This window comes from Brevundimonas sp. (assembly GCF_036402095.1).
Taxonomy (GTDB): Bacteria; Pseudomonadota; Alphaproteobacteria; order Caulobacterales; family Caulobacteraceae; genus Brevundimonas.
In genome coordinates, this window is the sequence record NZ_DASWTO010000032.1 from 1 (window position 1) to 23189 (window position 23189).

At 69.5% G+C, this 23189-nt stretch carries 27 protein-coding genes; 21 read left to right on the top strand and 6 right to left on the bottom strand.

Going from position 1 to position 23189, the window contains the following annotated elements; translation table 11 throughout:
* The 9 genes from VGD32_RS02440 to VGD32_RS02480 all read left to right on the top strand — a co-directional run.
* Positions 1-978 (top strand): S9 family peptidase (locus VGD32_RS02440; protein WP_331030316.1); only part of this gene is annotated, 978 nt, incomplete at its 5' end.
* A gap of 185 nt (positions 979-1163) precedes the next feature.
* On the top strand, positions 1164-1361 hold the full coding sequence (gene rpmI, locus VGD32_RS02445; RefSeq protein ID WP_003166435.1) for a 50S ribosomal protein L35: 198 nt from the start codon (positions 1164-1166) through the stop codon (positions 1359-1361).
* A gap of 54 nt (positions 1362-1415) precedes the next feature.
* Positions 1416-1775: a 50S ribosomal protein L20 gene (rplT, locus tag VGD32_RS02450; RefSeq protein WP_331030317.1), complete on the top strand. Its 360-nt coding sequence runs from the start codon at positions 1416-1418 to the stop codon at positions 1773-1775.
* Positions 1776-1920: 145 nt separating this feature from the next.
* The gene (locus VGD32_RS02455) at positions 1921-2124 is read left to right on the top strand and encodes a dodecin family protein (protein ID WP_331030318.1); all 204 of its coding nucleotides are present in this window, start codon (positions 1921-1923) and stop codon (positions 2122-2124) included.
* Between the two features lie 75 nt (positions 2125-2199).
* Complete coding sequence (gene pheS, locus VGD32_RS02460; RefSeq protein ID WP_331030319.1) at positions 2200-3276, top strand: phenylalanine--tRNA ligase subunit alpha; 1077 nt, start codon at positions 2200-2202, stop codon at positions 3274-3276.
* A complete protein-coding gene (locus VGD32_RS02465; RefSeq protein WP_331030320.1) occupies positions 3276-3680 on the top strand; it encodes a hypothetical protein in 405 nt (134 codons plus the stop codon). Before pheS ends, VGD32_RS02465 begins: the two co-directional genes overlap by 1 nt.
* Positions 3681-3710: 30 nt before the next feature.
* Positions 3711-4154 (top strand): hypothetical protein, encoded by a 444-nt coding sequence (locus VGD32_RS02470; protein ID WP_331030321.1) that lies wholly within the window; start codon positions 3711-3713, stop codon positions 4152-4154.
* Complete coding sequence (gene pheT / locus VGD32_RS02475) at positions 4151-6574, top strand: phenylalanine--tRNA ligase subunit beta (RefSeq protein WP_331030322.1); 2424 nt, start codon at positions 4151-4153, stop codon at positions 6572-6574. Before VGD32_RS02470 ends, pheT begins: the two co-directional genes overlap by 4 nt.
* A gap of 111 nt (positions 6575-6685) precedes the next feature.
* Positions 6686-7297, top strand: coding sequence for an EipA family protein (locus VGD32_RS02480; RefSeq protein WP_331030323.1), 612 nt, complete (start codon positions 6686-6688; stop codon positions 7295-7297).
* Here VGD32_RS02480 and VGD32_RS02485 read toward each other — a convergent pair.
* The 3 genes from VGD32_RS02485 to VGD32_RS02495 form a co-directional block, all read right to left on the bottom strand.
* Entirely contained in the window at positions 7294-7659 is a 366-nt protein-coding gene (locus tag VGD32_RS02485) for a bleomycin resistance protein (RefSeq protein WP_331030324.1), read from the bottom strand. The genes VGD32_RS02480 and VGD32_RS02485 overlap by 4 nt on opposite strands.
* A gap of 178 nt (positions 7660-7837) precedes the next feature.
* Positions 7838-8722 carry an SDR family NAD(P)-dependent oxidoreductase gene (locus VGD32_RS02490; protein ID WP_331030325.1) on the bottom strand — a complete coding sequence of 295 codons (885 nt, stop codon included), beginning with the start codon at positions 8720-8722 and terminating at the stop codon, positions 7838-7840.
* Positions 8723-8733: 11 nt separating this feature from the next.
* Entirely contained in the window at positions 8734-9966 is a 1233-nt protein-coding gene (locus VGD32_RS02495; RefSeq protein ID WP_349256718.1) for an NAD-dependent epimerase/dehydratase family protein, read from the bottom strand.
* A gap of 237 nt (positions 9967-10203) precedes the next feature.
* Here VGD32_RS02495 and VGD32_RS02500 point away from each other — a divergent pair, with 237 nt between their 5' ends.
* Genes VGD32_RS02500 through VGD32_RS02515 form a run of 4 tightly spaced genes read left to right on the top strand, consistent with a single transcriptional unit; the run spans position 10204 to position 13310 of the window.
* Positions 10204-10827: a hypothetical protein gene (locus VGD32_RS02500; protein ID WP_331030327.1), complete on the top strand. Its 624-nt coding sequence runs from the start codon at positions 10204-10206 to the stop codon at positions 10825-10827.
* Positions 10828-10829: 2 nt separating this feature from the next.
* Positions 10830-11144, top strand: a complete 315-nt coding sequence (locus VGD32_RS02505) for a transcriptional regulator (protein WP_331030328.1) — start codon at positions 10830-10832, stop codon at positions 11142-11144.
* A gap of 43 nt (positions 11145-11187) precedes the next feature.
* Entirely contained in the window at positions 11188-11967 is a 780-nt protein-coding gene (locus VGD32_RS02510; RefSeq protein WP_331030329.1) for a tyrosine-protein phosphatase, read from the top strand.
* Positions 11964-13310 carry an anthranilate synthase component I family protein gene (locus VGD32_RS02515; protein WP_331030330.1) on the top strand — a complete coding sequence of 449 codons (1347 nt, stop codon included), beginning with the start codon at positions 11964-11966 and terminating at the stop codon, positions 13308-13310. The genes VGD32_RS02510 and VGD32_RS02515 overlap by 4 nt, the downstream gene beginning before the upstream one ends.
* Here the strand turns inward: VGD32_RS02515 and VGD32_RS02520 are convergent.
* The 3 genes from VGD32_RS02520 to VGD32_RS02530 are packed head-to-tail and all read right to left on the bottom strand — an operon-like array spanning position 13253 to position 14763.
* Positions 13253-13795, bottom strand: a complete 543-nt coding sequence (locus VGD32_RS02520) for a TadE/TadG family type IV pilus assembly protein (RefSeq protein ID WP_331030331.1) — start codon at positions 13793-13795, stop codon at positions 13253-13255. The two genes, VGD32_RS02515 and VGD32_RS02520, sit on opposite strands and share 58 nt — an antisense overlap.
* Positions 13792-14343: a TadE/TadG family type IV pilus assembly protein gene (locus VGD32_RS02525; protein ID WP_331030332.1), complete on the bottom strand. Its 552-nt coding sequence runs from the start codon at positions 14341-14343 to the stop codon at positions 13792-13794. The genes VGD32_RS02520 and VGD32_RS02525 overlap by 4 nt, the downstream gene beginning before the upstream one ends.
* Positions 14344-14349: 6 nt before the next feature.
* Positions 14350-14763: a pilus assembly protein N-terminal domain-containing protein gene (locus VGD32_RS02530; RefSeq protein ID WP_331030333.1), complete on the bottom strand. Its 414-nt coding sequence runs from the start codon at positions 14761-14763 to the stop codon at positions 14350-14352.
* A 302-nt stretch (positions 14764-15065) separates the two neighbouring features.
* Between VGD32_RS02530 and VGD32_RS02535 the strand changes: the two genes are divergently transcribed.
* The 8 genes from VGD32_RS02535 (at position 15066) to VGD32_RS02570 (ending at position 23189) form a co-directional block, all read left to right on the top strand.
* Positions 15066-15236, top strand: coding sequence for a Flp family type IVb pilin (locus VGD32_RS02535; RefSeq protein ID WP_168047289.1), 171 nt, complete (start codon positions 15066-15068; stop codon positions 15234-15236).
* Positions 15237-15357: 121 nt separating this feature from the next.
* A complete protein-coding gene (locus tag VGD32_RS02540; protein WP_331030334.1) occupies positions 15358-15870 on the top strand; it encodes an A24 family peptidase in 513 nt (170 codons plus the stop codon).
* A gap of 133 nt (positions 15871-16003) precedes the next feature.
* On the top strand, positions 16004-16921 hold the full coding sequence (cpaB, locus tag VGD32_RS02545) for a Flp pilus assembly protein CpaB (RefSeq protein ID WP_331030335.1): 918 nt from the start codon (positions 16004-16006) through the stop codon (positions 16919-16921).
* A gap of 11 nt (positions 16922-16932) precedes the next feature.
* On the top strand, positions 16933-18348 hold the full coding sequence (locus VGD32_RS02550; RefSeq protein WP_331030336.1) for a type II and III secretion system protein family protein: 1416 nt from the start codon (positions 16933-16935) through the stop codon (positions 18346-18348).
* Positions 18349-18356: 8 nt separating this feature from the next.
* Positions 18357-19019 (top strand): CpaD family pilus assembly protein, encoded by a 663-nt coding sequence (locus VGD32_RS02555; protein ID WP_331030337.1) that lies wholly within the window; start codon positions 18357-18359, stop codon positions 19017-19019.
* A gap of 7 nt (positions 19020-19026) precedes the next feature.
* Positions 19027-20589, top strand: a complete 1563-nt coding sequence (locus tag VGD32_RS02560; RefSeq protein WP_331030338.1) for an AAA family ATPase — start codon at positions 19027-19029, stop codon at positions 20587-20589.
* A 3-nt stretch (positions 20590-20592) separates the two neighbouring features.
* Positions 20593-22206 (top strand): CpaF family protein, encoded by a 1614-nt coding sequence (locus tag VGD32_RS02565; protein WP_331030339.1) that lies wholly within the window; start codon positions 20593-20595, stop codon positions 22204-22206.
* 5 nt (positions 22207-22211) lie between these two features.
* Positions 22212-23189: a type II secretion system F family protein gene (locus VGD32_RS02570; RefSeq protein ID WP_331030340.1), complete on the top strand. Its 978-nt coding sequence runs from the start codon at positions 22212-22214 to the stop codon at positions 23187-23189.

The following is a 23189-nucleotide window of genomic DNA, read 5'->3' on the forward strand; positions in this document are numbered from 1 at the left end:
GTGCAGGGGCTGGCGGGGCGGGAGCTGTCCCTGATCGACGGGGACGACGACCTGAGCGTGATGGTGTTCCGGGCCGAGGGCGCGGGCGAGCCGGGCGCGAGCTATCTGTTCGACGCCAACCAGCAGAGCGTGAACCTGATCGGCCGGGAGTATCCGGGCCTGGCGCCGACGGACGTGTCCCAGGTCAGCGTGGTTCGCTACACGGCCGGCGACGGACGGGAGCTGATCGGCTACCTGACCACGCCGAACGGCCGGGAGGCGCGCAATCTTCCGCTGGTCGTGCTGCCGCATGGCGGGCCGGCCGCCCGGGACTACACCGGCTTCGACTACAAGCCCCAGGCGCTGGCCTCGCGAGGCTATGCCGTCTTCCAACCCCAGTTCCGGGGGTCCGACGGCTTCGGCGTCGAGTTGATGGAGGCGGGCTACGGCGAGTGGGGCCGCAAGATGCAGAGCGATCTGTCCGACGGGGTCAAATACCTGGCCGACGCCGGCGTCGTGGACCCGGCCAGGGTGTGCATCGTCGGCTCCAGCTACGGCGGCTACGCGGCCCTGGCCGGCATGACCCTCGACCAGGGCGTCTATCGCTGCGCCGTGGCGGTGTCGGGCGTTTCGGACCTGACGGCCTTCCTGGCGACCGAGCGTCGGCAGGGCGGCCGGGCGCGGTTCAACAGCGGCCTGCGCTACTGGCAGCGGTTCATGGGCGTGACCAGCGACGACGATCCGACGCTGGCCGAGCGCTCGCCGGCCCAGTTGGTGTCGCGGATCGAGGGGCCGGTGCTGCTGATCCATGGGCGCGAGGACACCGTGGTGCCGTTCGAGCAGAGCAAGATCATGGAAGAAGCCATGCGCCGCGCCGGCAAGGACGTGGAGCTGGTCGCCCTGGACGGCGAGGACCACCACATGAGCTTCCCGGCCACCCGCCGGCAGATGCTGACCGAGACGATCCGGTTCCTCGAGGAGCACAACCCGCCGCGCTAGGGAATCCCGGCGGGCCGGAAATGCTGATCCGGCTTGCCATTCCGGCCCGCTTCGACTAGAAGCCGCGCCTTCGCGTACCGAACCGCCGGGCGAACAGGCATGCCTGGGCGGTTCCTAATCAGGGTCTACCACCTCAAGGGCTCACGTAGTCCAAAGGGCGGCAGCCCGCTCAAAAGAGAGTGAAAATGCCGAAACTTAAGACGAAGTCGGGCGCCAAGAAGCGCTTCAAATTCACGGCGACTGGCAAGGTGAAGGCCGGCGTGGCGGGCAAGCGGCACCGCTTGATCAGCCACAACAGCAAATACATCCGCCAGAACCGCGGCACCTCGGTCATGGCCGACGCCGACGCCAAGAAGATCAAGTCCTACATGCCGTACGCCTGATCGGCGCGCGCAGACCTGACCTGATCTCCACACTGAATTTGAAAGGATAGCGACATGGCTCGCGTCAAACGGGGCGTAACGTCCCACGCCAAGCACAAGAAGGTTCTCAAGCAGGCGAAAGGCTTCTACGGCCGCCGCAAGAACACCATCCGCACCGCCAAGGCCGCGGTCGACCGCGCCGGGCAGTACGCCTACCGCGACCGCCGCACCAAGAAGCGCAACTTCCGCGCCCTGTGGATCCAGCGCATCAACGCCGCCGCCCGCCTGGAAGGCTTCACCTACTCGCAGTTCATCCACGGTCTCGGCGAAGCCGGCATCGAGCTGGACCGCAAGGTCCTGGCCGCGATGGCCGCCGACGAGGGCGCCTTCAAGGCCATCGCCGACAAGGTCCGGGACGCGCTGAAGGCCGCCTGAACCGTCTGACGACGATCGATTTCGAAACGCCCGCTCCGGTTCGTCCGGGGCGGGCGTTTTCGTTCCGGGGCAACCCCCGCCGTCCCCCGGCGTTGGACAAGCGTTGCCGCAGCGGCGGCACGTTCACCGCAAAGGGGGAGCCCTCATGTCCATCGCCAAAGTCACCGAAGTCACCGCCTCGTCCACCGTCAGCTTCGAGGACGCCCTGAAGCAGGGCATCGCCCGGGCTGACAAGACCCTCAACAAGATCGAGGGCGCCTGGATCCAGGAGCAGAAGGTGGTGGTCCGCAACGGCGAGATTGCCGAATACCGGGTCAATATGAAGGTCACCTTCGTCCTCGAGGACTGATCGCGTTCCGGCGAGGGCGGTTCAGCACGGCGGCGGGGTGACGAACGCGCTTCGTCCCGCTAGACGAAGCCCAGCATGACCGACCTCGCCCAGCTCGAACTCGACCTGATCAACGCCATCGGCGCCGCGGAGACCGCGGCGGCCGTCGAGGACCTGCGCGTGGCCGCCCTCGGCAAACAGGGCTCGATCTCCGGCCTGCTCAAGGGCATGGGGGCGATGAGCCCGGACGAGCGGCGCGAGCATGGGCCGATGATCAACGGCCTGCGCGACCGCGTCTCGTCCGCCCTCGCCGCCCGCAAGGCCGCGCTGGAGGCCGCCGAGCTCGACGCCCGCCTCAAGGCCGAGCACGTCGACCTGACCCTGCCCTCCCGCCCGCGTCGCAGGGGCGGGGTGCATCCGACCATGCAGGTGATGGACGAGATGATCGCCCTGTTCGCCGACATGGGCTTCGCGGTGGCCGAGGGCCCGGACATCGAGGACGACTTCCACAACTTCACCGCCCTGAACTTCCCGCCCAAGCATCCGGCGCGGGAGATGCACGACACCTTCTTCCTGACGCCCGATCCGGCGACCGGCGAGCGCAAGGTGCTGCGCACCCACACCAGCCCGGTGCAGGTGCGGACCATGATGTCGCAGAAGCCGCCGATCCGGATCATCGCCCCGGGCCGGACCTTCCGGAAGGACAGCGACGCCACCCACACGCCGATGTTCCACCAGGTCGAGGGCCTCGTCATCGACAAGGCCATCCACATGGGCCACCTGAAGTGGACGCTGGAGACCTTCGTCGCGCGCTTCTTCGAGGTCGACGACGTCGACGCCCGCTTCCGCCCGCACCACTTCCCGTTCACCGAGCCGTCGGCCGAGATGGATATCCGCTGCGACCGCTCGGGCGGCGAGCTGAAGCTGAACCAGGGCGACAGCTGGATGGAGATCCTGGGCTGCGGCATGGTTCATCCGAACGTGCTCGCGAACTGCGGCATCGACCCGGACGAATACCAGGGCTTCGCCTTCGGCATGGGCGTCGATCGTCTGGCCATGCTGAAATACGGCATCCCCGACCTGCGGCCGATGTTCGAGGCCGACACGCGGTGGCTGGCCCATTACGGCTTCTCGGCCTTCGCCGCCCCCAATCCCGCAAGCGGACTGTCCTGATGGCTGCCGACCAACCCTCCCCCTCGCCCGCGGGCCGCCGCACGGTGGACCCGCGCGCCGCCGCTTTCGACGGCGGCCATTTCGCCCTGTTCGATCTCTACCGCGCCCATCTTCAGGCAGGCGGCGGGGCGGTGATTGAGGGCCGCACCTTCACCGATTGCGTGATCGAGGGCCCGGCCGTGATGCTCGCCCTCCAGGGGGTTCATTTCGACGGCGTCAATTTCGGCCCCACCGGCGGCGACATGCGCAACATGCTGTTCCGGCCGATGAGCGGCGATATCGCCATCGGCGCCATCCCGGTGCGCGACTGCACCTTCCGCAACTGCCGCTTCCAGACCCTCGGCATCACCGGAAGCGAAGACCTGCTGCGGATGCTGGTCGAGCAGGTCGCGATCGCCGGCTGACCAGACCTGAAAATCGAAAGACCTCACGCCATGACCGACGAAACCCCGCGCCCCGATCCGACCATGTCGGCCGAAGAAGCCGCCGGCCGCGCGCTGGTGGCCAGGACGACCTTCGCCAAGGAAGCCGTCTGGCTGCCGTCCCTCGCGGTTCAGCACTGGAACGCGGGACAGATGTTCATCGACGGCAAGACCTTCACCGACTGCGTCATCGAGGGCCCGGCGGTGATGGCCGTGATGAACGGCACGGTGTTCGAAAGCTGCGCCATGGGCACGGCCTCCGACATGCGGACCCTGCTCTATCGCCCGCTCGGCGAGACGAAGATGGCCGGCGTGATCGGCATGTCCAACTGCCGCTTCATCCAGTGCCGCTTCGTCCAGGTCGGTTTCACCGGCACGGATCAGCTGCTGGACGAGCTTGAGGCCGGGATCAAACCGCGGTCGGGCATCGAGGCCTCGTCGGAGCCGTCGGCGTGAAATTCACCCTCTCCTGGCTGAAGGACCATCTCGACACGGAGGCCGAGGTCGCCGCCGTGGCCGACGCCATGACCATGGCCGGTCTGGAGGTCGAGGAGGTCCACGACCCTGTCGCCGCGCTGGCTCCGTTCACCGTGGCCAGGATCGTCTCGGCCGAACGTCACCCGAACGCGGACCGGCTGCAGGTCTGCCAGGTCGACACTGTCGACGGGCCGAAGGAGATCGTCTGCGGGGCGCCCAACGCCCGCGCCGGCCTGACCACCATCTACGCCCCCATCGGCGCCTTCGTGCCGGGGCTGGGCGTCACCCTGGTCGAGAAGCCGGTGCGCGGCGTGGTCTCGCACGGCATGCTGTGCTCGGCCTCGGAGCTTGAACTGGCGGGCGAGAGCGACGGCATCCTCGAACTGGCCGACGATCTGAGCGTCGGAACCCCGGCCGCCGGCGTGTTCGGGGCCGAGCCGGTGATCGATTTCGAAGTCACCCCCAACCGCGCCGACTGGCTGGGCGTAGCCGGCATCGCGCGCGACCTCGCCGCCGCCAGTCTCGGCCAGCTGAAGACGCCGTCCGTGCAGCCTGTGCCCGGAACGTTCCCGTCGCCGATCTCGGTGCGGATCGAGGCGCCGGAGATGTGCCCGGTGTTCGCCGGGCGGCTGATCCGCGGGGTCAGGAACGGGCCGTCGCCGGAGTGGCTGCAGCACCGGCTGACGGCCATCGGCCTGCGTTCCATCAACCGGCTGGTCGACGTCACCAACCTGATCGCCTACGACCGCTGCCGGCCGCTGCACGTCTATGACGCCGCCAAGCTGGTCGGGTCGGAGATCGTCGTGCGCGGCGGGCAGGTCTCGGAGGGCGCCGAACACATCGCCGCCGGCACGCACGAGCATCTGATCGCCCTGGACGGCAAGACCTACGCCGTCGATCCGTCGATGTGCGTCATCGCCGACGCGGCGGGCGAGCGCCCCATCGGCCTGGGCGGCGTGATGGGCGGGGAGTCCACCGGCTGTTCCGACGACACTGTCGATGTCTTTGTCGAGTGCGCCTGGTTCGATCCGCTGGTCACGGCCCAGACCGGCCGGGCGCTGAGCCTGAACTCCGACGCCCAGTACCGCTTCGCCCGAGGGGTCGACCCGGCCTTCGTGGTCCCGGGGCTGGAACTGGCGACGAAGTTGATCCTCGACCTGTGCGGCGGCGAGCCGTCGGAGATCGTGGTGGCGGGCGAGGCCCCGGCCAATCCAGCCGCCTTCGCCTTCGACCCGGCCCGCGTCGGCGCCCTGACCGGCCTGACGCTGGACGACGACCGCATCGCCGAAATCCTCACCCGGCTCGGCTTCGAGATCGCGCGGGGAACCCCTTGGACCGTGACTCCGCCGTCGTGGCGGCGCGACGTCGAGGGCCCGGCCGATCTGGTCGAAGAGGTCGCCCGTATCGAGGGCTACGGTGAACTGCCCTCGACGCCGCTGCCCGACCTGGGCGCCCCGTCGAAGGGCGTGCTCAGCCCCCGTCAGGCGCGGGTGCGGACCGCCCGCCGGGCGCTGGCGGCCATGGGCTTCGCCGAGGCCGTCACCTGGTCCTTCACCAAGCGATCGACCGCGGCCCTGTTCGGCGGCGGCGACGACCGGCTGGTGGTCGAGAACCCGATCGCGGCCGACCTCGACTGCATGCGGCCCTCGGCCCTGCCCAATCTGATCCAGGCGGCGGCCCGCAACGCCGACCGCGGCCACCCCGACGCGGCCCTGTTCGAGATCGGGCCCATCTATCTGGACGACAGCCCGACCGGCCAGCGCACGGTTATCGCCGGTGTGGTCGCGCCGCGTTCGCCGCGTCACTGGGGCGGCGGGGCCGAGGACGCCCTGTTCGCGCTGAAGGGCGACCTGATGGCCCTGCTCGACGAACTCGGCGCGCCGACGGCGTCGCTGCAGCTGGTCCAGGGCCAGAACCGCGACTGGTGGCACCCCGGCCGTTCGGCCCGGCTGCAGCTGGGTCCGAAGAACGTCATGGCCGAGTTCGGCGCCCTGCACCCGCGCGTGCTCAAGGCGCTGGACGCCGACGGCCCCATGCTGGCTTTCGAGATCGTTCTCGACGTCGTGCCCGAGCCGCGCGGCAAGGCGAGCAAGGCGCGCGGCGCGGCCTCGCTGGCGCCGCTGATGCCCCTGACCCGCGACTTCGCCTTCGTGGTGGACGAGGCCAAGGCCGCCGGCGACCTCGTTCGTGCCGTCGCCGGCGCTGACAAGGCCCTGATCGCCGACGTCCGGGTGTTCGACGTCTACCGCGGCCCCGGCGTGCCGGAGGGCATGAAGTCGGTGGCGCTGGAAGTCGTCATCCAGCCGCGCGAGGCGACCCTGACCGAGGCCGAGATCGAGGCGCTGTCGGCCAGGGTCGTGGCGGCGGCGGGCAAGGCGGGGGCGACGCTGCGGGGTTGATGGCAACCTCCCGTTAACCTTGCCGCCGCAAGGCTGACGCAAAGGCCGGTGACGGTGTGGTCAAGCGCCCGCGCGAGTCGGGCGGACCGTCCCGCCTTCGGAGCCATCGCCATGCATCGCCGCCAGCTGATCCTTTCCGGTCTCGCCGCCACCGCCGGCGCCTCGGGCCTGTCGGCCTGCGCCACCGCGCCGGCGTCCGACCCCAACTATCCGATCCGCTCCGACCAGACGGCGCCGGCCTACACCTCCGAGGAACTGATCGCCGCCGGGTCGCGCGAGCTGGGCATCGCCGCCGAGGCCATCGGGGCCGCGATCGAGCGCATCTTCGCCGACCAGGGCGACCGCCCGACCGCCTATATCGCCGGCGAGGAGGGGGCGGGCGCCGCCGGCGTCGGCCTGCGCTACGGACGCGGGGCGCTGCACATGAAGGATCTGTCGGCCTCGCAGGAGGTGTTCTGGCAGGGCATCTCGATCGGTTGGGACGTGGGCGGCAACGCCAGCCGGGTCTTCACCCTGGTCTACGGCCTGTACCACCCCGACATGATCTACCGCCGCTACCCCGGCGTGGAGGGGTCGGCCTATCTGGTCGGCGGCGTGGGCGTGAACTACCAGGCCGCCGACGGCATCGTGCTGGCCCCGATCCGCACCGGCGTCGGCCTGCGCCTCGGCGCCAACGTCGGCACCATGGCCTACAGCCGCCAGCGGAACATCCTGCCGTTCTAGGACGGGTTCTGCACCAGCCGCAGCAGCGTGCCGTCCGGATCGATCAGATAACCGATGCGCAGGCCGGAGTGCTCCAGCATCGGAGCCTTGAGGCGGGGAATTCCGCCCGTTCGCTCAGGCACGTCCGCGGCCCGGCAAATCTCGGTGAAGGCGTCGACGTCGTCGAGCCGCAGGCAGCAGCTGAACGAACTCGTCAGCGGGTCCAGGTCCGGATGCGGGAAGAATTCCAGCTTGAGCCCTCCGCGCGTCAGGATCATCCAGCCGCCATCCTTCCACGTCGGCTCGAAGCCGAGCCCGGCGTAGAAGCGGGCGGTCGCGTCGAAATCGCGCGAGGGCAGGTTGGGCGTAGCCTGGTCAGTCATCGCGGCGTCCTCCAGCCGGGAAATCTAGCACGCGGCGTCGCTGCCGAGACTCGCCGTGGACGGGGCGTTGCCGGACATCGCCGGACATCTGTCCCGCATCCCGCCCGACTGCGTCGCGCCCATGTCGCGGCGATGGTGTCGCGGATGTCTTGCCCGCGATGTATCGGGCGGCTGTCGGCTATGTATCGGTGGCGGCGATCATCGCCTCCAGCCCCTCACGCCAGGTCGGATATTTCGGCCGCCAGCCCAGTTCGGCCTTTGCGCGGGCGTTCGAGAGCCGCTTGGAGTCGAGATAGAAGCGGCGCATGGCGTCGGACACCGAGGGGTGCTCGAGATCGACCTCGGGCGGACGGGGCAGGCCCAGCCGGTGCGCCGCCCACTCCATGACCACGTCGGCCGGGGCGGGCTCGTCGTCGCACAGGGTGTAGGCCGCGCCCGGGCGGGGCCGGGCCATCGAGGCGAACAGGCCGGACACGGCGTCCTCGACGTGGACGCGGTTGAACACCTGGCCCGGCTTGCGGACGATGCGGGCCGTCCCGTCGCGCAGCCGGTCGATCGGCGAACGGCCCGGCCCGTAGAGGGCGGGCAGGCGGAAGATCTGCACCGTCAGTCCCATGCCCCGTCCGGCGTCGAGCCAGTCGCGCTCGGCCCGGACCCGGCGCGCGCCCTCCAGCGAGGCCGCGTTGAGCGGGTCGTCCTCGAAGGCCCAGCCGCCCGCGCGGTCGCCGTAGACCGCCGTGGAGGAGACGTAGCCGATCCAGTCGGGAAAGGCTCCGGTGCGGGTCAGAGCCGGGATCAGCCGCTTGAGCCCGGGGCAGCCGTCGCCTTCCGGCGGGGCGGTGACGAGGACGGCGGAGGCCGCGGCGACGGCGCGATCGAGGACGCCGTCGTCTCCCGGATCGAAGGTTTCGAACCCCTCGCGGGCCAAGGCGTCGCGCTTGCCGGGATCGCGGCTGGTCAGGATGGCGCGGCCATCCCGGCGCATGGCTTCGCGCGACGCCGCCTGGCCGAGCCAGCCGCCGCCGAAGACCAGCAAGACCGGGGACGGGGCGTCTGCGGGCATGCCTTCGGCGATCAGGCGGAACGGGCTTGGGGACTGGCGGCCGGAGCCACCACGACGGGCTCCGCCTTCAGGGCCTCGGCCCGCTTGCTGTTCCAGCTGGAGACGCAGGGGATCTTGCCCAGGTCGGCCCGGTGGGCGTAGCGGCGGGCGATTTCCGTCACGTCCTGCATCAGGCCTTCGGCCAGGGTGATCGGCTTCAGCCCCAGTTCGCGGAACTGGTCGTTGGCGACGACGAGCTCATTCTCGTCTGCTTCCTGGCGCGGGTTGGGCACATTGTGGATCTCGGCGCCGGTCATGCCGGCGATCATGGCGGCAAGGTCGCGGACCCGGCGGCTCTCGGTCATCTGGTTGAGGATCTTGACCCGTTCGCCGGCCTTGGGCGGGTTCTTCAGGGCCAGTTCGACGCAGCGCACCGTGTCCTGGATGTGGATGAAGGCCCGCGTCTGCCCGCCCGTGCCGTGCACCGTCAGCGGGTAGCCGACCGCCGCCTGCATCAGGAAGCGGTTCAGCACGGTGCCGTAGTCGCCGTCGTAGTCGAAGCGGTTGATCAGCCGCTCGTCCCGGCGGGTTTCCTCGGTCTGGGCGCCCCAGACGATGCCCTGGTGCAGGTCGGTGATCCGGAGGCCGTCGTTCCTGGCGTAGAACTGGAACAGCAGGGCGTCCTGGGTCTTGGTCATATGGTAGATCGAGCCCGGGTTCGGCGGGAACAGTATCTCCTGCTCGGCCGGGCCGAAGTCGGTGTCGACCGTCACCTTCAGATACCCCTCCGGAATCCTCAGACCGGCGGTGGTGTAGCCGTACACTCCCATGGTGCCGAGGTGGGCCAGGTGGACGTCCAGCCCGCTCTCCACGATCGCCGCCAGCAGATGGTTGGTGGCGTTCAGATTGTTGTCGACCGTGTACAGCTTGTGCCGCGCCGACTTCATCGAATAGGGCGCCGCGCGCTGCTCGGCGAAGTGGACGACGCTGTCGGGTCTCCAGTCGCGAATCAGGGCGACCAGGCGGTCGAACTCCTTGCCGACCGTCATGTTGACGAACTCGATGGTCCGGCCCGAGACCTCCTGCCACGCGGCGATGCGTTCGCCCATGGTGCGGATCGGGGTCAGCGACTGGACTTCCAGTTCGTTGTCGATGTTGCGCCGGCTCAGATTGTCGACGACCAGCACGTCCCAGCCTCTCGCCGACAGGTGCAGCGCCGTCGGCCAGCCGCAGAAACCGTCGCCGCCCAGAACCAGAACCCGCATCCGTCCACCCTTCGTCATGACTGCGATCTGCCTAGCCGATGGCGTCGCCGCGTCAAAGCTTGAGCGTCAACGCGCGAGCACCGGATTCGCTCAGTCCCGGCCGGAGGCGGCCCGGCCAGGGTTGATCGGATCACCGACCTTCAATAATGCACTTTACAATGCAAAGTGCTTGGTGCATGATCAGGGGAATGGGAACGCGGCCGCTTCGGCCGGCAGGATCAAGGGACCACGACGATGATGACCGAGAAGATCGAAGACCCCGCCGCCGACATCGCCTGGATGCGCCGGGTCGCCGAGGAGGGCCGCCAGGCGCCGATGCAGGGCGCCTCCATCCTGTTCGCCGCCGGGCTGCTGTACGGCGGGGCCAGCCTCGGCCACTGGGCCGTGGCCTCAGGCGTCGCCGGCCTGGACATGTCCGCCGTCAACTACATCTGGATCGGCGTCACCGTCGTCTTCTTCGCCGTGCTCGTCCTCGTTATCCGCGCCCTCAAGCGGGCCGGCGGGGTCGAGACCTCGGCCAACCGCGCTTCGGGAACGGCCTGGGCCTCGGTCGGCTGGGGCATCTTCGCCCTGTCGCTGTCGATGGCCGCGCTCGTCTGGCGCCTGGGCGAGGACTCCGCCCTGGTGGCCTTCGCCCTGATGCCGTCGATGATCATGGTCTTCTACGGCTGCGGCTGGGCGGTCACGGCGGCCATGATGCGGTCGCGACCGCTGTGGGGGCTGGCCATCGCCTCCTTCGCCGCAGCTCCCCTGATCGCCGCCCTGACCGGGTCGGACAGCCAGTACCTCGCCTACGCAGCGGCCCTGTTCCTGCTGATGGGTCTGCCGGGCTACCTGCTGATGCGGGCGGCGAGGGGCTGAGCGTGGCGGACGATTTCGACATCAACCGCATCGACGAGGTCATCCACGGCCGCGTCCGGCTCGGCATCATGGCCGTCCTCTCAGGGGTCGAGAGCGCCGACTTCAATACGCTCAAGGGCAGGCTTCAGACCACCGACGGCAACCTGTCGGTCCATCTGCGAAAGCTCGAGGACGCGGGCTTCGTCGCGGTCGTCAAGCGGTTCGAGGGCCGCAAGCCCCTGACCGAGGCGAGCATGACGCCCGAGGGCCGCCGCGCCTTCCTCGCCTACCTCGACGCCATGCAGGGCCTGGTCGGCCAAGGCGGCGCCGGGACCTGAGGCGGCGGTGGGAAGCATCGCGGACGTAAGCTAGAGAAGCGGCATGAACGGCCGCATCCATCGCTTCGACGCCCTCGACAATTTTCGCGACTATGGCGACTACGCCTCGACCGCCGGTCGGCGCGTGGTCGCCGGTCGGCTGTTCCGTTCGGCCCACCACGCCCGCGCGTCCGAAGCCGACCTGCAGCGGCTGGCCGGGCTGGGTCTTGCCGCCGTGGTCGACCTGCGCCGCCCCGGGGAGCGCCGCGACCAGCCCTCGCGCCGGCCCCCGGGTTTCGCCGGCCAGGTGATCGAGAGCGTCCACGACGACGGCCGCGAGGCCCCGCACATCACTTTCCTGAAGACCGCCGACCTGACCGTCGACTCAGGCCGCCGCTTCATGACGGAAACCTATCGCGCCCTGCCGTTCGAGCCCGCCCACCTTGATCTGTTCAGCCGCTATTTCCGCGCCTTGGGCGAGGCCGACGGGCCCGTGCTGATCCACTGCGCCGCCGGCAAGGACCGCACCGGGCTGCTGGCGGCCCTGACCCACCACCTTCTCGGCGTCCACCGCGACGACATGATCGAGGATTTCCTGCTGACCAACGCCGCCGTCGACCTGTCCGGCCGCGCCCCCGCCATCGCGAAACAGCTCGAGGCCATGACAGGCCGGCCAGCCGCCCACGACGCCGTGGTCGCCTTCCTCGGCGTGGAGCCGGTCTACCTTGAGACGGCGCTGGCGGAGATCGCCGCCCGCCACGGTTCGACCGACGGCTATCTCGAACAGGCTCTGGGCGTCGACGCGGCCTTGCGCCACCGCATCGGCGAGCGGCTGGCGGCGTGATCAAGCCGTTCCAGGCGACCGAGACCCGCCTTCACCCGTGGCGCGAGCCTCTCGGCGTCGCCGCCGGTCTGCGTGGTCGGGACGGAGCCTTGGCCCTGCTGTCGGACGGCGGCCCGCTCGGGCGCTGGTCCTTCGTCGCCGCCGATCCCGACTGGACCGGCGGGGAGGGCGGCCTCGACCTGCTGCGCGATCCGGCCCTCTCCCTGGGCGTGGTCGGCCTCTATGCCTATGACGCCGGCGCCCGACCGGCCACCGGGCGCCGCGAGACTGTCTGGCCTGACCTGATGCTCGCCCGCTACCCCGCCATGCTGGCCTTCGATCATCAGGCGCAGACGGTCACCGCCATCGGCCGCGGTCCGGACGCCGTCTCATGCCGACAGGCCGCCGAGCGGGCCGAGGCATGGCTGTCAGAGGCTGTCGACGCCGCGCCCCCGCCGCCACCCGCGCCGGCGATGCCGGCCGAACAGTCGCCTGAAGCCTATCTCGCCGCCGTCGCCGACGTCGTCGACCGCATCGGCTCGGGCGAGCTGTTCCAGGCCAATATCGCCCGGGCCTGGTCCGGCGAGCTGTCGCCCGGCGCGGATCCCTTCGACGTCCTGCTGCGCCTTGCGGATCGCGCCGCCGCCTACGGCGCCTTCTGGCGGCTCGGCGACCGGGCGCTGGTCTCCAACTCGCCCGAGCTGTTCCTGACCTTCGACCCGGCCAGCCGCCGCATCGAGACCCGGCCGATCAAGGGGACCCGACCGCGCCATGCCGATCCGGCGCGTGACGCCGCGCTCGCCGCCGAACTCGCGGTCAGCGCCAAGGACCGGGCCGAAAACCTGATGATCGTCGACCTGATGCGCAATGACCTGTCCCGGGTCGCCGAACCGGGCACGGTGACGGCGGAGCGGCTGTTCGAGATCGAGAGCCACCCCACGGTGCATCACCTCGTCTCCACTGTGATTGCGACAGCCCGGCCGGGGACCGGTGCGGCGGACCTTCTGGCCGCGACCTTCCCGCCCGGCTCCATCACGGGCGCCCCCAAGCATCAGGCCATGAAGGTCATCGCCGCACACGAGCGGCCGCGCGGGGCCTGGTGCGGCAGTCTCTTTCACATCGCGGGTGACGGCGCCCTGACCGCGTCGGTGTTGATCCGGACGGCCTCGTTCGAGCGGCTGGAGGGATGCTGGCGTTTCCGGGCGCTGGCGGGAGCCGGCATCGTCGCCGACAGCGACCCCGCCTCCGAACTCGCTGAAACCGAAGCCAAGATCCTCGCACTCCGCGAGGCCCTGACCGGTACGGGTCAGGTCACCGGGCAGGTCGGGCAGAGCGTCTTGTCGACGGTCCGCGGCCGCAGATAGTAGACGTGCGAGAACCGCGTCAGGCCCGGCATCAGATAGTCCGCCGCCGAGTCGTAGTCGTAGGTCACCTCAGCCACCACCACGCTCTCGCCGGCCGCAACGAGGTCCGCCGGCAGCGTCATCGTCGAACCCACGGCGCGGGCCGTCATGCCCTCGGCCCGGCTCCAGTCCACCGTCGGAACGCCGGCGACGCTGGTGACGCTGGACACCCGCTGATGCAGGGTCGTGGTCGGGAACGGCTTCATGATCAGCCCGCCGATGTCGAAGATGTCGTCGATCATCGCCGGCGTCATCTCCTCCTCCTGGGCCACCAGATCGGCGACCATGGCCGAGACGTGACCCATCCGCTTCTGGGCCATGAAGCCCTGACAGAACTCGGTCATCCCCATGTAGAAGGCGATCAGCACCGGAGCCAGCATGGCGAATTCGATCGCCGAGACGCCACGCTCGTCCCCCGTCAGACGTCGGATCAGGCTGCGCTTCATCCGGCGGGCTCGTTGCGGAAGGCGGTCGTGGCGGTCAGCATCGCCGTCCGGTCTCCGACGCTCGACAGCCCCTGCGACAGGAAGCTGGTCAGCAGGGGATGCTGATACCAGACCCGCACGAGTATGAGGTCGCCGGGATTGCCGTTGGCGTAGGTCAGGCCGCTGGGATCGAAGCCTTCTCCCGCCAGCGGGTCGGGCGGCGTCGTGTTGAACTGCGGGATGACCCGCACGTCGATCGTGGCGTTGGCTTCGCAACTGCCCGAAAAGATGCTCATCCGGGAGCAGAGGCTTGTCTTGAATTGGGCCGCGGTCATGCCCTGGGCGCTGGCCTGACCCGTGCGCACCAGCCGGCCGGTGGCGATCGCCGCGTTCTCGAGCACGGAGTCGAGCGTGAAGATCAGCGCCACTTCGAGAATGGCGAAGATCATGACGCAGAAGGGCAGGACCACCAGGCCGAACTCGACCGCGGCCGTTCCGTCGCGGTTGCGCAGAAGACCGCCCCGGAGCGGGCGGCCTCCGAACGTCCAGCGGCGTTGGCGCAGGATCACGACGGCCTATTCGGCGGCAGGGGCGGGGCCGCTTGATCCCCGCACGGAGGGCGAGCAGGAGGCCGCGCAGGCCATTTCGGTCGCCTGCGCGCCGCGCCAGACGCGAACGCGTCCCGCGCCGTCGCCGGCGGTGACCACGACCTGGCTCTGGAACACGGTGCGCCCGATCTGGTCCACGGCGACGACTTCGGTGACGCCGTAGCCCTTGCCGGTGATGTAGAGGGTGTTCGCGTCGACCACGGTGACGTCGGCGATCTCGGGGTTGCCGACGATGACCGAGCCCGCCGGGCCGCTCAGCTGAACGCGCTGGGCCTGGTCGATCTCGACGCTGATCCGGGCCGACTGGGCGATGGCGAGGCCGGGCCCGGCCAGCAGGGCGGCTGCGCCGAGGGCGGGCAGGAGGCGGTGAATGCGGGTCATGGCGTCGGTGTCCATAGAGCGAGCGCGCGCGGGAGCGTGGAGGCGAACCTGCCCGCGAAACCTCAATAAAGTTTGAAACCCGGATCGGAATACCGACCTCGGCCAGTCACAGTGGCGTTTCGAGGGTGTTCGGATCCGCAAGCTGGACCATTTTACAGTAAATCTTCTGGTAACCACGCCCGGCGACCCGCCCTTAACCGATATGGGCGATAACGACGGTGCGTTTTGGGGGTCAAGCGGGCTACCGGCTCCCCCCCGCGTTTAGTAGCTCGCTTCCTCTTTCTGAAAAGGGAACCATGACCATGAAGAAGTTCATTTCGAAGTTCATGTCCGATGAGTCGGGCGCCACGGCCATCGAATATGGTCTGATCGCCGCCCTCATCGCCGTCGTGATCATCGCGGCCGTCACCGCCCTGGGCACCAACATCTCGACCCAGTTCGGCAAGGTCGCCACCGCCATCGGCGCCACCTAAGCGTCGCAAGCGTCTTGAACCAGCGGGGGCCGGAGCGGAAACGCTCCGGCCCTTTGCTTTTGGGCTCCTGTCTGGTGGCTCCGGCAACGCGACCTTAAAGGTCCGCAGGCAGGATGGGCGGATGGAAGCCCTGCAACTGCTTTTCCTCGCCATCCTTCCGACCCTGGCGATCATCGCCGGGTTGAAGGATCTGACGACGATGAAGATCCCGAACTGGATTTCCGCCCTGCTGATCCTCGGCTTCTTCCCGACGGCCCTGCTTCTGGGTCTCGGGCCGATGGCCTTCGCCACCCATCTGGGCGTCGCCGCCGCGGCCTTGCTGATCGGAGCGGGGCTGTTCGCGCTTCACGTCCTGGGCGGGGGCGACGTCAAGCTGATGGCCGCGGCCTGCCTGTGGCTGGGCCTGTCCGGAGCCGGAGCCTTCGTGCTGTGGACCGCGGTGATCGGCGGCCTGTTCTCGCTGATCCTGCTCTTCGCGCGCGCATGGCTGCAGCCGTACGCCGCCAACGGCCCGCCGTGGCTGACCCGGCTGATGGAGCCGAAGGGCCACATCCCGTACGGGGTCGCCATCGCCGCGGGAGTGCTGGTCGCCTGGCCCGCTTCGCCCCTGATGGCCGCCTTTCTGGCCGGATAGCGGCATCCGGCCCGCGCGCCGGAACGCCACGGGCGCACTTAGGCCCACGTTAACCCGCGCCCGGCATGTTCGTTAACGGTAGGGGGCCGAAGGACCGATTCACGGGTCCGGCCGGACCTGCCGGAGACAGTCGATGAAGCCTGCCCGTATCATCGTGATCTGCGTCGCCGCCGTGGCCGCCATCGGGCTGGCCCTGGTGGTGCGCGCCATGGGATCGCCTTCGAAGGAGCCGACCGCGGTCGCCACCGCGGCCCCCGTCGAGGCGCGGCCGATGGCCAAGGTGCTGGTCGCCGCCAAGGACCTGCAGGCCGGCAAGCGGCTCGACGAGTCCGACATGGAATGGAAGGACTGGCCCCTCGATCAGGTCAATCCGGCCTTCATCACCGACGGTTCCGTTCCCGTGCCGGGCGCCGGAGCCGCCGCGCCCGAGGCGGCCGGGGCCAAGCCCACCGGCGCCGTCGCCGCGGTGACCCGCGCCGCGACGAATCTGGCCACGGGCGGCGCCAAGGCGGACTATGTCGGGTCGGTGGTGCGCGAGCCCATCCTCGCCGGCGAACCCATCGTCATGCGCAAGATCGTCCGCGCCGGGGACAGCGGCTACATGGCCGCCTACCTCGAGCCGGGCATGCGCGCCATGGCCATCCGGGTCACGGTCGAGACCGCGGCCGGCGGCTTCATCCTGCCGGGTGACCGGGTCGACGTGGTCCTGACCCGCGAAACCAATCTCGGCAACCTTGGAGCCTCCGAAGCCGACCGCTCGAAATTCACCTCGGCGACCGTCATGCAGAACATCAAGGTCCTGGCCATCGACCAGTCGACCCGGGCCGGCGACGACGAGCAGACCGTCATCGGGGCCACGGCGACGCTCGAGGTCGGACCGCGCGATGCGGAGGCTCTCGCCCTGGCCAAGTCGGAAGGCGAGCTGAGCCTCATCCTGCGCTCCTACGCCGACACGGGCGGTCCGTCCGGACGCGTCTCGGCCGGGCCGCGCCAATCCTCCGCCGTGCGCGTCTATCGCGGCGGCGCGCCCGAAGTGGTGGTGGTGCAATGAAGCGTCCGTTGATGCGTCTCGCCGTCGTCGTGGCGGCCAGTCTGGTGGCGGCCGCGGCCGCGCCGGCCTCTCCCGCGCCGGCCCAGACCCGGGCTGCGGTTTCCATGGGCGCGCAATCCCAGCTGATCAGCCTGCCGCGCGGTTCGTCGATGGCCATCGACCTGCCGGCGGACGCCCGCGATGTGATCGTGCCCAATCCGCTGGTCGCCGAGGCGATGCTGCATTCGCCGCGCCGCATCACCATCATCGGCCTGGCCCCGGGCGAGACCGACGCGGTCGTGCTGGACAACGCCGGCCGCACCATCCTGTCGCTGCGCATCCGCGTGGACGCCGGTGTCTCGGCCCTGCAGGACACGCTGAGCCGGGTCATGCCGGGCGCCAATGTCCACGCCGAGGCGGTCAACGACAGCGTCATCCTCACCGGGACGGTGTTCAGCCCCGGCGAGGCGGACCGGGCCAGCCAGGTCGCGCGGGCCTTCGTTTCGACCCCTGAGAAGGTCATCAACATGATGACCATCGAGGGGTCCGATCAGATCACGGTGCGCGCCCGGATCGTCGAGGTGCAGCGCACCGCCGTCAAACAGCTCGGGCTCGACGCGACGGCCGTGCTCGCCTCGGTGGGCGACGGCCTCACCCTGACCCAGGCCGCGACCTTCGCCGTGTCCGGCAATCAGCTCGGCGGCGGCTCCCTGAGCTATCTGGACGTGGCGGGCGACGGCAGCCGGCTGAGCACCTCGCTGCGCGCCTTCGAGCGGGCCGGCCTGGTCCGGATCCTGGCCGAACCGAACATCACCACCGCCAACGGCGAGAGCGCCGAATTCCTCGCGGGCGGGGAATTCCCGGTGCCCGTCGGTCAGGAAACCGATGGCGACAGCATCAAGGTCACCATCGAGTTCAAACCCTATGGGGTGCGGCTCGCGGTGCGGCCGATCGTGCTGTCGCCGGGCCGGATTTCGCTGCAGCTGTCCACCGAGGTGTCGGAACTGACGTCTCTGGGGGCCTTCACCCTCGGCGGCGGTACGGGGGGCGGGACCGCCCTGGTGATCCCCGGCCTGAACGTCCGTCGGGCTTCGAACACGGTCGAACTGCCGTCGGGCGGGTCGCTGATGATCGCGGGCCTGCTGCGCGAGGACACCCGTCAGAACATCGACCAGCTGCCCGGTCTGGGCGACCTGCCGGTGCTCGGGGCGCTGTTTCGGTCGCGCGACTATCTGTCGGGCGAGACCGAACTGGTGATCATCGTCGAGGCCTACATCGTCTCGCCGACGTCGCCGGGGCGGATGCAGACGCCGGCTGACGGGCTGCGCATCGCCAACGACGCACAGACCATCCTGTTCGGCCAGCTCAACCAGCACTACGGCCGCGCCAACGCCGCCGAGGCCGCGGACGCCGGCTGGACCGGCCCTGTGGGCTATGTGATCGAATGAGGCCTCCGATGATGCGCGCCCTGCTCCTCACTGTCGCCGCAACGTCGGTTCTGGCGGCCTGCGTCTCGACCGGCGCGTCCGACCAGCAGCCGCTCACGCCGCTGTCGCGCTATTCGCTGCGGGTCGAGCCGGGTCTGGACCGCATCGCCCTCGCCGTACACGAGGACGGCCTGTCGGCGAACCAGCAGGCGGCTCTCAACGATCTCGCAGGGCGATACATGGCCACCGGCGTCGGCTGGATCCGCGTCGAAGGACCCTCGGGGGACGACCCGGCGGCGGCCCGCCAGGCCTGGGCCGTGCGGTCGCATCTGCAATCCGCCGGCCTGCCGGCCGAGCGAATCGTCGTCGCCTCCTATGCCGCGCCCGATCCGCGGGCGCCGGTGCTCGCCGGGTTCGAGACGGTCCGGGCCGTGATCCCCAACTGCGCCGCCGAGCCGCGCGCCATGGAGGGCCGCTTCTCGAACAACAGCTCCATGGGCCTCGGCTGCGCCATCAACGCCAACCTCGCCGCCCAGATCGCCGACCCGCGCGACATCGTCGGCCACCGTCCGATCAGCCCGGCGGATTCCGGCCGGGCCGCCGTTGTGTTCGACAACTATCGCAAGGGCGAGGTCACCTCGGCGCCGCAGGAACAACTGGTCGAGGGCCGTATCGCCCGGGCCGTGGAATAACCTGACCATGACCAACGCCTTTCCCCGACCGGTCGAGGACTTCGAGGACGAGTTCGATCTCGACATGGGCTACGTCGCGTCCGGGCCGACGCCCGGTCCCGCGGCCCGGCCCGGCGACATCGCGGCGCCGTATTCGCCCGATCAGCCGGCCATGGGCGTTGAGGAGCCGGCCCGTCCGCCGCTGCAGTTCACGCCGCCGGCCGTCGCGACCGGGGCTCCGGCCTATCCGGCGGCGGCCTCCGAGCCGCAGATGCCGGTCGTGTCCGGCTTCAACCCGGTCGGCGACCTCGTCGCCGGCGCCTCGGCGGCGTTCTCGCCGCCCGTGCCGGGCGGCAGCGGTCCCGAGGTTTCGGTGCCGCGCATCGCCATCCATGTGTTCGCCGAACGGCAGGACACCCTGGCGGCCGCCGAGCGGGCCGGGCAGGACCGCCGCCTGTCCCGCGCCACGACCCAGATCCGGGTCGGCGGGGTGGCCGCCGCAGTCGAGGCCTACCGCCACGAGCCGACGCCGCCGCTGATCATCGTCGAATGCCTGAAGGACCCGCAGACCCTGCTGTGGGAGGTCGACCAGCTCGCCGAGGTCTGCGACGCCGGCACCAAGGTGGTGGTCATCGGCGCGACCAACGACATCCTCCTGTTCCGCGAACTGATGCGGCGGGGCGTCAGCGAATATCTCGTCGCGCCGCTGCAGCCGCTGCAGTTGATCGCGGCCATCGGCGGACTGTTCTCCGATCCCGCCCAGCCTTTCGTCGGCCGCTCGATCGCCTTCGTCGGCGCCCGCGGCGGGGCCGGATCCAGCTCCGTGGCGCACAACACCGCCTATGCGATGAGCGAGCGGATCGGCGCCAATACCGTGATCGTCGACTACGACCTGCCGTTCGGAACGGCCGGTCTCGACTTCAACCAGGACCCGCTGAACGGCGTCGCTGACGCCCTGAGCCAGCCTGACCGCCTCGATCCGCTCCTGCTTGACCGCATGATGGTCCGGTGCACTGACAAGCTGAGCCTGTTCGCCGCCCCCGCCACGCTGGACGTCGACTGGGACATTTCGCCGGAGGCGTTCGAGGAAGTCACGACCCAGATCCGCTCGACGGCCCCCTTCGTCGTTCTGGACCTGCCGCATCTGTGGTCGGGCTGGATGCGCCGGACGCTGATCGCCGCCGACGAGGTGGTGGTGGTGGCGACACCGGACCTGGCCAGCCTCCGCAACGCCAAGAACATGATCGACCTGATCCGGCAGGGCCGGCCCAACGATGCGCCGCCGCGGCTGGTTCTGAACCAGGTCGGCGTGCCCGGCCGGCCGGAAATCCCGGCCAAGGAGTTCGGCGCCGCGCTCGGCGTTCATCCCAGCCTGCTGATTCCGTTCGATCCGAAGGTGTTCGGGGCCGCCTCCAACAACGGCCAGATGATCCTTGACTCCGGCGCCAAGTCGAAGGCCGCCGACGCCTTCCAGATGCTGGCCCAGATCGTCTCCTGCCGGGAACTCCCGATGCTGACCGGCCCCGGAAGCAAGCCCGCCAGGGGCGGGGGCAAGTCGCTGCTCTCCGGCCTGTTCAAGAAGAAGTCCTGACGCGTGTTCGGCAAGCGCACAGGTCAGCCTGGAGCCGCGGCGCCGGCCCCGCGTCCGGCGCCGGCCCCTGCGCCGTCGCCCGGGCTGCAGCCTGAGCCGGGCGTCCAGACCCAGGCGTTCGCGTTCGGCGGCGACGTCGCCGAACTGACCCGTGAGGATCAACGGACCGAATCCTATGCCGCCAAACCCGCATCCGAGGCCGCCGACCGCCTCGACGCCCTGGCCTCGCGGCCAAGGCCGGCCGCCGAAGCGCCGCCGCCGAAGAACGCCCCCGGCCCCAAGGCGACCCCCGGCTTCGAGCAGCTGAAGAAGGCCCAGGCCGTCGCCGAGATCGTCCGCGAACAGTCGGACTATTACCACGCCACCAAGACGACCATCTTCAACGCCCTGATGAACACGATCGACCTGGCCCAGCTGGCCGGTCTGGATCCGAAGGCGGCGGCGGAGGAAATTCGCGACATCGTCGCCGAACTGGTGGCCATCAAGAACGTCTCGATGTCGGTGGCCGAGCAGGAGCACCTGGTCCAGGACATCGTCAACGACGTCCTCGGCTACGGTCCGCTGGAGCCGCTGCTGAGCCGCGACGACATCGCCGACATCATGGTCAACGGCGCCGGCCGGGTGTTCATCGAGGTCGGCGGCAAGGTCCAGCTGACCAACGTCCGCTTCCGCGACAACACCCAGCTGATGAACATCTGCCAGCGGATCGTGTCGCAGGTCGGCCGCCGCGTCGATGAGAGCTCGCCGATCTGCGACGCCCGCCTGCCCGACGGCAGCCGCGTCAACGTCATCGCCCCGCCGCTGGCCATCGACGGCGCGACCCTGACGATCCGGAAATTCAAGAAAGACAAGCTGACGATGAAGAACCTGGTGGAGTTCAACTCCATCAGTCCCGAGGGCGCGCGCGTGCTCGGCGTCATCGGCGCGTCGCGCTGCAACCTCGTCATCTCCGGCGGCACCGGCTCGGGCAAGACGACCCTGCTGAACACGCTGACCGCCTTCATCGACCCGACCGAGCGCGTCATCACCTGCGAGGACGCGGCCGAACTGCAGCTGCAGCAGCCGCACGTGGTGCGCCTTGAAACCCGCCCGCCGAACCTCGAGGGGCAGGGCCAGATCACCATGCGCGATCTGGTCAAGAACTGCCTGCGCATGCGTCCCGAGCGGATCATCGTCGGCGAGGTCCGGGGCCCAGAGGCGTTCGACCTGCTGCAGGCCATGAACACCGGCCACGACGGCTCGATGGGCACGCTGCACGCCAACTCGCCGCGCGAGGCCATCAGCCGGATGGAATCGATGATCACCATGGGCGGCTACGGCCTGCCGTCCAAGACCATCCGCGAGATGATCGTCGGCTCGGTCGACGTGATCATCCAGGCCGCGCGCCTGCGCGACGGTTCGCGCCGGATCACCCACATCACCGAAGTCGTCGGCCTGGAAGGCGACGTGATCGTCACCCAGGATCTGTTCGTCTACGAGATCACCGGCGAGGACGAGAACGGCAAGATCATCGGCCGCCACCGCTCGACCGGCATCGCCCGTCCGAGGTTCTGGGACCGCGCCCGCTATTACGGGCTGGAGCGCGAGCTGGCCGAAGCTCTCGACGCGGCGGAGTAGCCGAGATGCTTCCCATCCTCGCGGCGGTTCTGGCCTTCATCACCATCGGCGGACTGGGCTGGGCCTTCGTCGGCGGCGGCGATTCCTCGCAGGCCGCGATCAAGCGGGCGCAGAATTTCGGCGGACCGAAACAGAACGCCGCCGCAGCCCGCAAGGCCGCGGCGGCCAATACACCGGAAGCTCGCCGCAAGCAGATCATGCAGCAGCTCCAGGAATCGGAGCGCGCCCAGCGCAAGGCCCGCATCAGCCTCGCCGCCAAGCTGAAGCAGGCCGGCCTGTCCACCAGCGTGAGAACCTTCTGGATCATCAGCGCCGTGCTGGCGGTGATCGCCTTCCTCGCGCCGCTGGTGTTCGGCCTCAACATCCTGATCGGCCTCGGCGCGGCCGTCGTGTTCGGCCTCGGCTTTCCGCGCTGGGTCGTCGGCTTCATGGGCAACAGGCGCCGCAAGAAGTTCGGCAGCCATTTCGCCGATGCGGTCGACGTCATCGTCCGGGGCATCAAGTCCGGCCTGCCGGTGCACGACTGTTTCAAGATCATCGCCCGCGAAAGTCCGGCCCCGCTGGGCGCGGAGTTCCAGACGCTGGTCGAGGGGCTGGGCGTCGGCCTGACCCTGCAGCAGGCGCTGGAGAAGATGTACGAGCGCATGCCGACGCCGGAGCTGAAATTCTTCGCCATCGTCATCGGCATCCAGCAGAAGACCGGCGGCAACCTGGCCGAGGCGCTGGGCAACCTGTCCACCGTTCTGCGGGCCCGCAAGATGATGGGCGAAAAGATCAAGGCCCTGTCGTCCGAGGCCACCGCCTCCGCCGGCATCATCGGCGCCCTGCCGCCCGCCGTGATGATCCTCGTGAGCATCACGACGCCCGCCTACATGGGCAAGCTGTTCACCGAGCCGCGGGGTCAGTTCATGCTGCTGATCGCGGTGCTGATGATGTCCCTTGGCGTCTTCGTGATGAAGCGCATGATCTCGTTCAAGTTCTAG

Coding starts and splice junctions, on each gene's coding strand:
- rpmI (WP_003166435.1), top strand. CDS start 1,164: ATGCCGAAACTTAAGACGAAGTCGGGCGCCAAGAAGCGCTTCAAATTC.
- rplT (WP_331030317.1), top strand. CDS start 1,416: ATGGCTCGCGTCAAACGGGGCGTAACGTCCCACGCCAAGCACAAGAAG.
- VGD32_RS02455 (WP_331030318.1), top strand. CDS start 1,921: ATGTCCATCGCCAAAGTCACCGAAGTCACCGCCTCGTCCACCGTCAGC.
- pheS (WP_331030319.1), top strand. CDS start 2,200: ATGACCGACCTCGCCCAGCTCGAACTCGACCTGATCAACGCCATCGGC.
- VGD32_RS02465 (WP_331030320.1), top strand. CDS start 3,276: ATGGCTGCCGACCAACCCTCCCCCTCGCCCGCGGGCCGCCGCACGGTG.
- VGD32_RS02470 (WP_331030321.1), top strand. CDS start 3,711: ATGACCGACGAAACCCCGCGCCCCGATCCGACCATGTCGGCCGAAGAA.
- VGD32_RS02480 (WP_331030323.1), top strand. CDS start 6,686: ATGCATCGCCGCCAGCTGATCCTTTCCGGTCTCGCCGCCACCGCCGGC.
- VGD32_RS02485 (WP_331030324.1), bottom strand. CDS start 7,659: ATGACTGACCAGGCTACGCCCAACCTGCCCTCGCGCGATTTCGACGCG.
- VGD32_RS02490 (WP_331030325.1), bottom strand. CDS start 8,722: ATGCCCGCAGACGCCCCGTCCCCGGTCTTGCTGGTCTTCGGCGGCGGC.
- VGD32_RS02495 (WP_349256718.1), bottom strand. CDS start 9,966: ATGCGGGTTCTGGTTCTGGGCGGCGACGGTTTCTGCGGCTGGCCGACG.
- VGD32_RS02500 (WP_331030327.1), top strand. CDS start 10,204: ATGACCGAGAAGATCGAAGACCCCGCCGCCGACATCGCCTGGATGCGC.
- VGD32_RS02510 (WP_331030329.1), top strand. CDS start 11,188: ATGAACGGCCGCATCCATCGCTTCGACGCCCTCGACAATTTTCGCGAC.
- VGD32_RS02520 (WP_331030331.1), bottom strand. CDS start 13,795: ATGAAGCGCAGCCTGATCCGACGTCTGACGGGGGACGAGCGTGGCGTC.
- VGD32_RS02530 (WP_331030333.1), bottom strand. CDS start 14,763: ATGACCCGCATTCACCGCCTCCTGCCCGCCCTCGGCGCAGCCGCCCTG.
- VGD32_RS02535 (WP_168047289.1), top strand. CDS start 15,066: ATGAAGAAGTTCATTTCGAAGTTCATGTCCGATGAGTCGGGCGCCACG.
- VGD32_RS02540 (WP_331030334.1), top strand. CDS start 15,358: ATGGAAGCCCTGCAACTGCTTTTCCTCGCCATCCTTCCGACCCTGGCG.
- cpaB (WP_331030335.1), top strand. CDS start 16,004: ATGAAGCCTGCCCGTATCATCGTGATCTGCGTCGCCGCCGTGGCCGCC.
- VGD32_RS02550 (WP_331030336.1), top strand. CDS start 16,933: ATGCGTCTCGCCGTCGTCGTGGCGGCCAGTCTGGTGGCGGCCGCGGCC.
- VGD32_RS02555 (WP_331030337.1), top strand. CDS start 18,357: ATGATGCGCGCCCTGCTCCTCACTGTCGCCGCAACGTCGGTTCTGGCG.
- VGD32_RS02560 (WP_331030338.1), top strand. CDS start 19,027: ATGACCAACGCCTTTCCCCGACCGGTCGAGGACTTCGAGGACGAGTTC.
- VGD32_RS02570 (WP_331030340.1), top strand. CDS start 22,212: ATGCTTCCCATCCTCGCGGCGGTTCTGGCCTTCATCACCATCGGCGGA.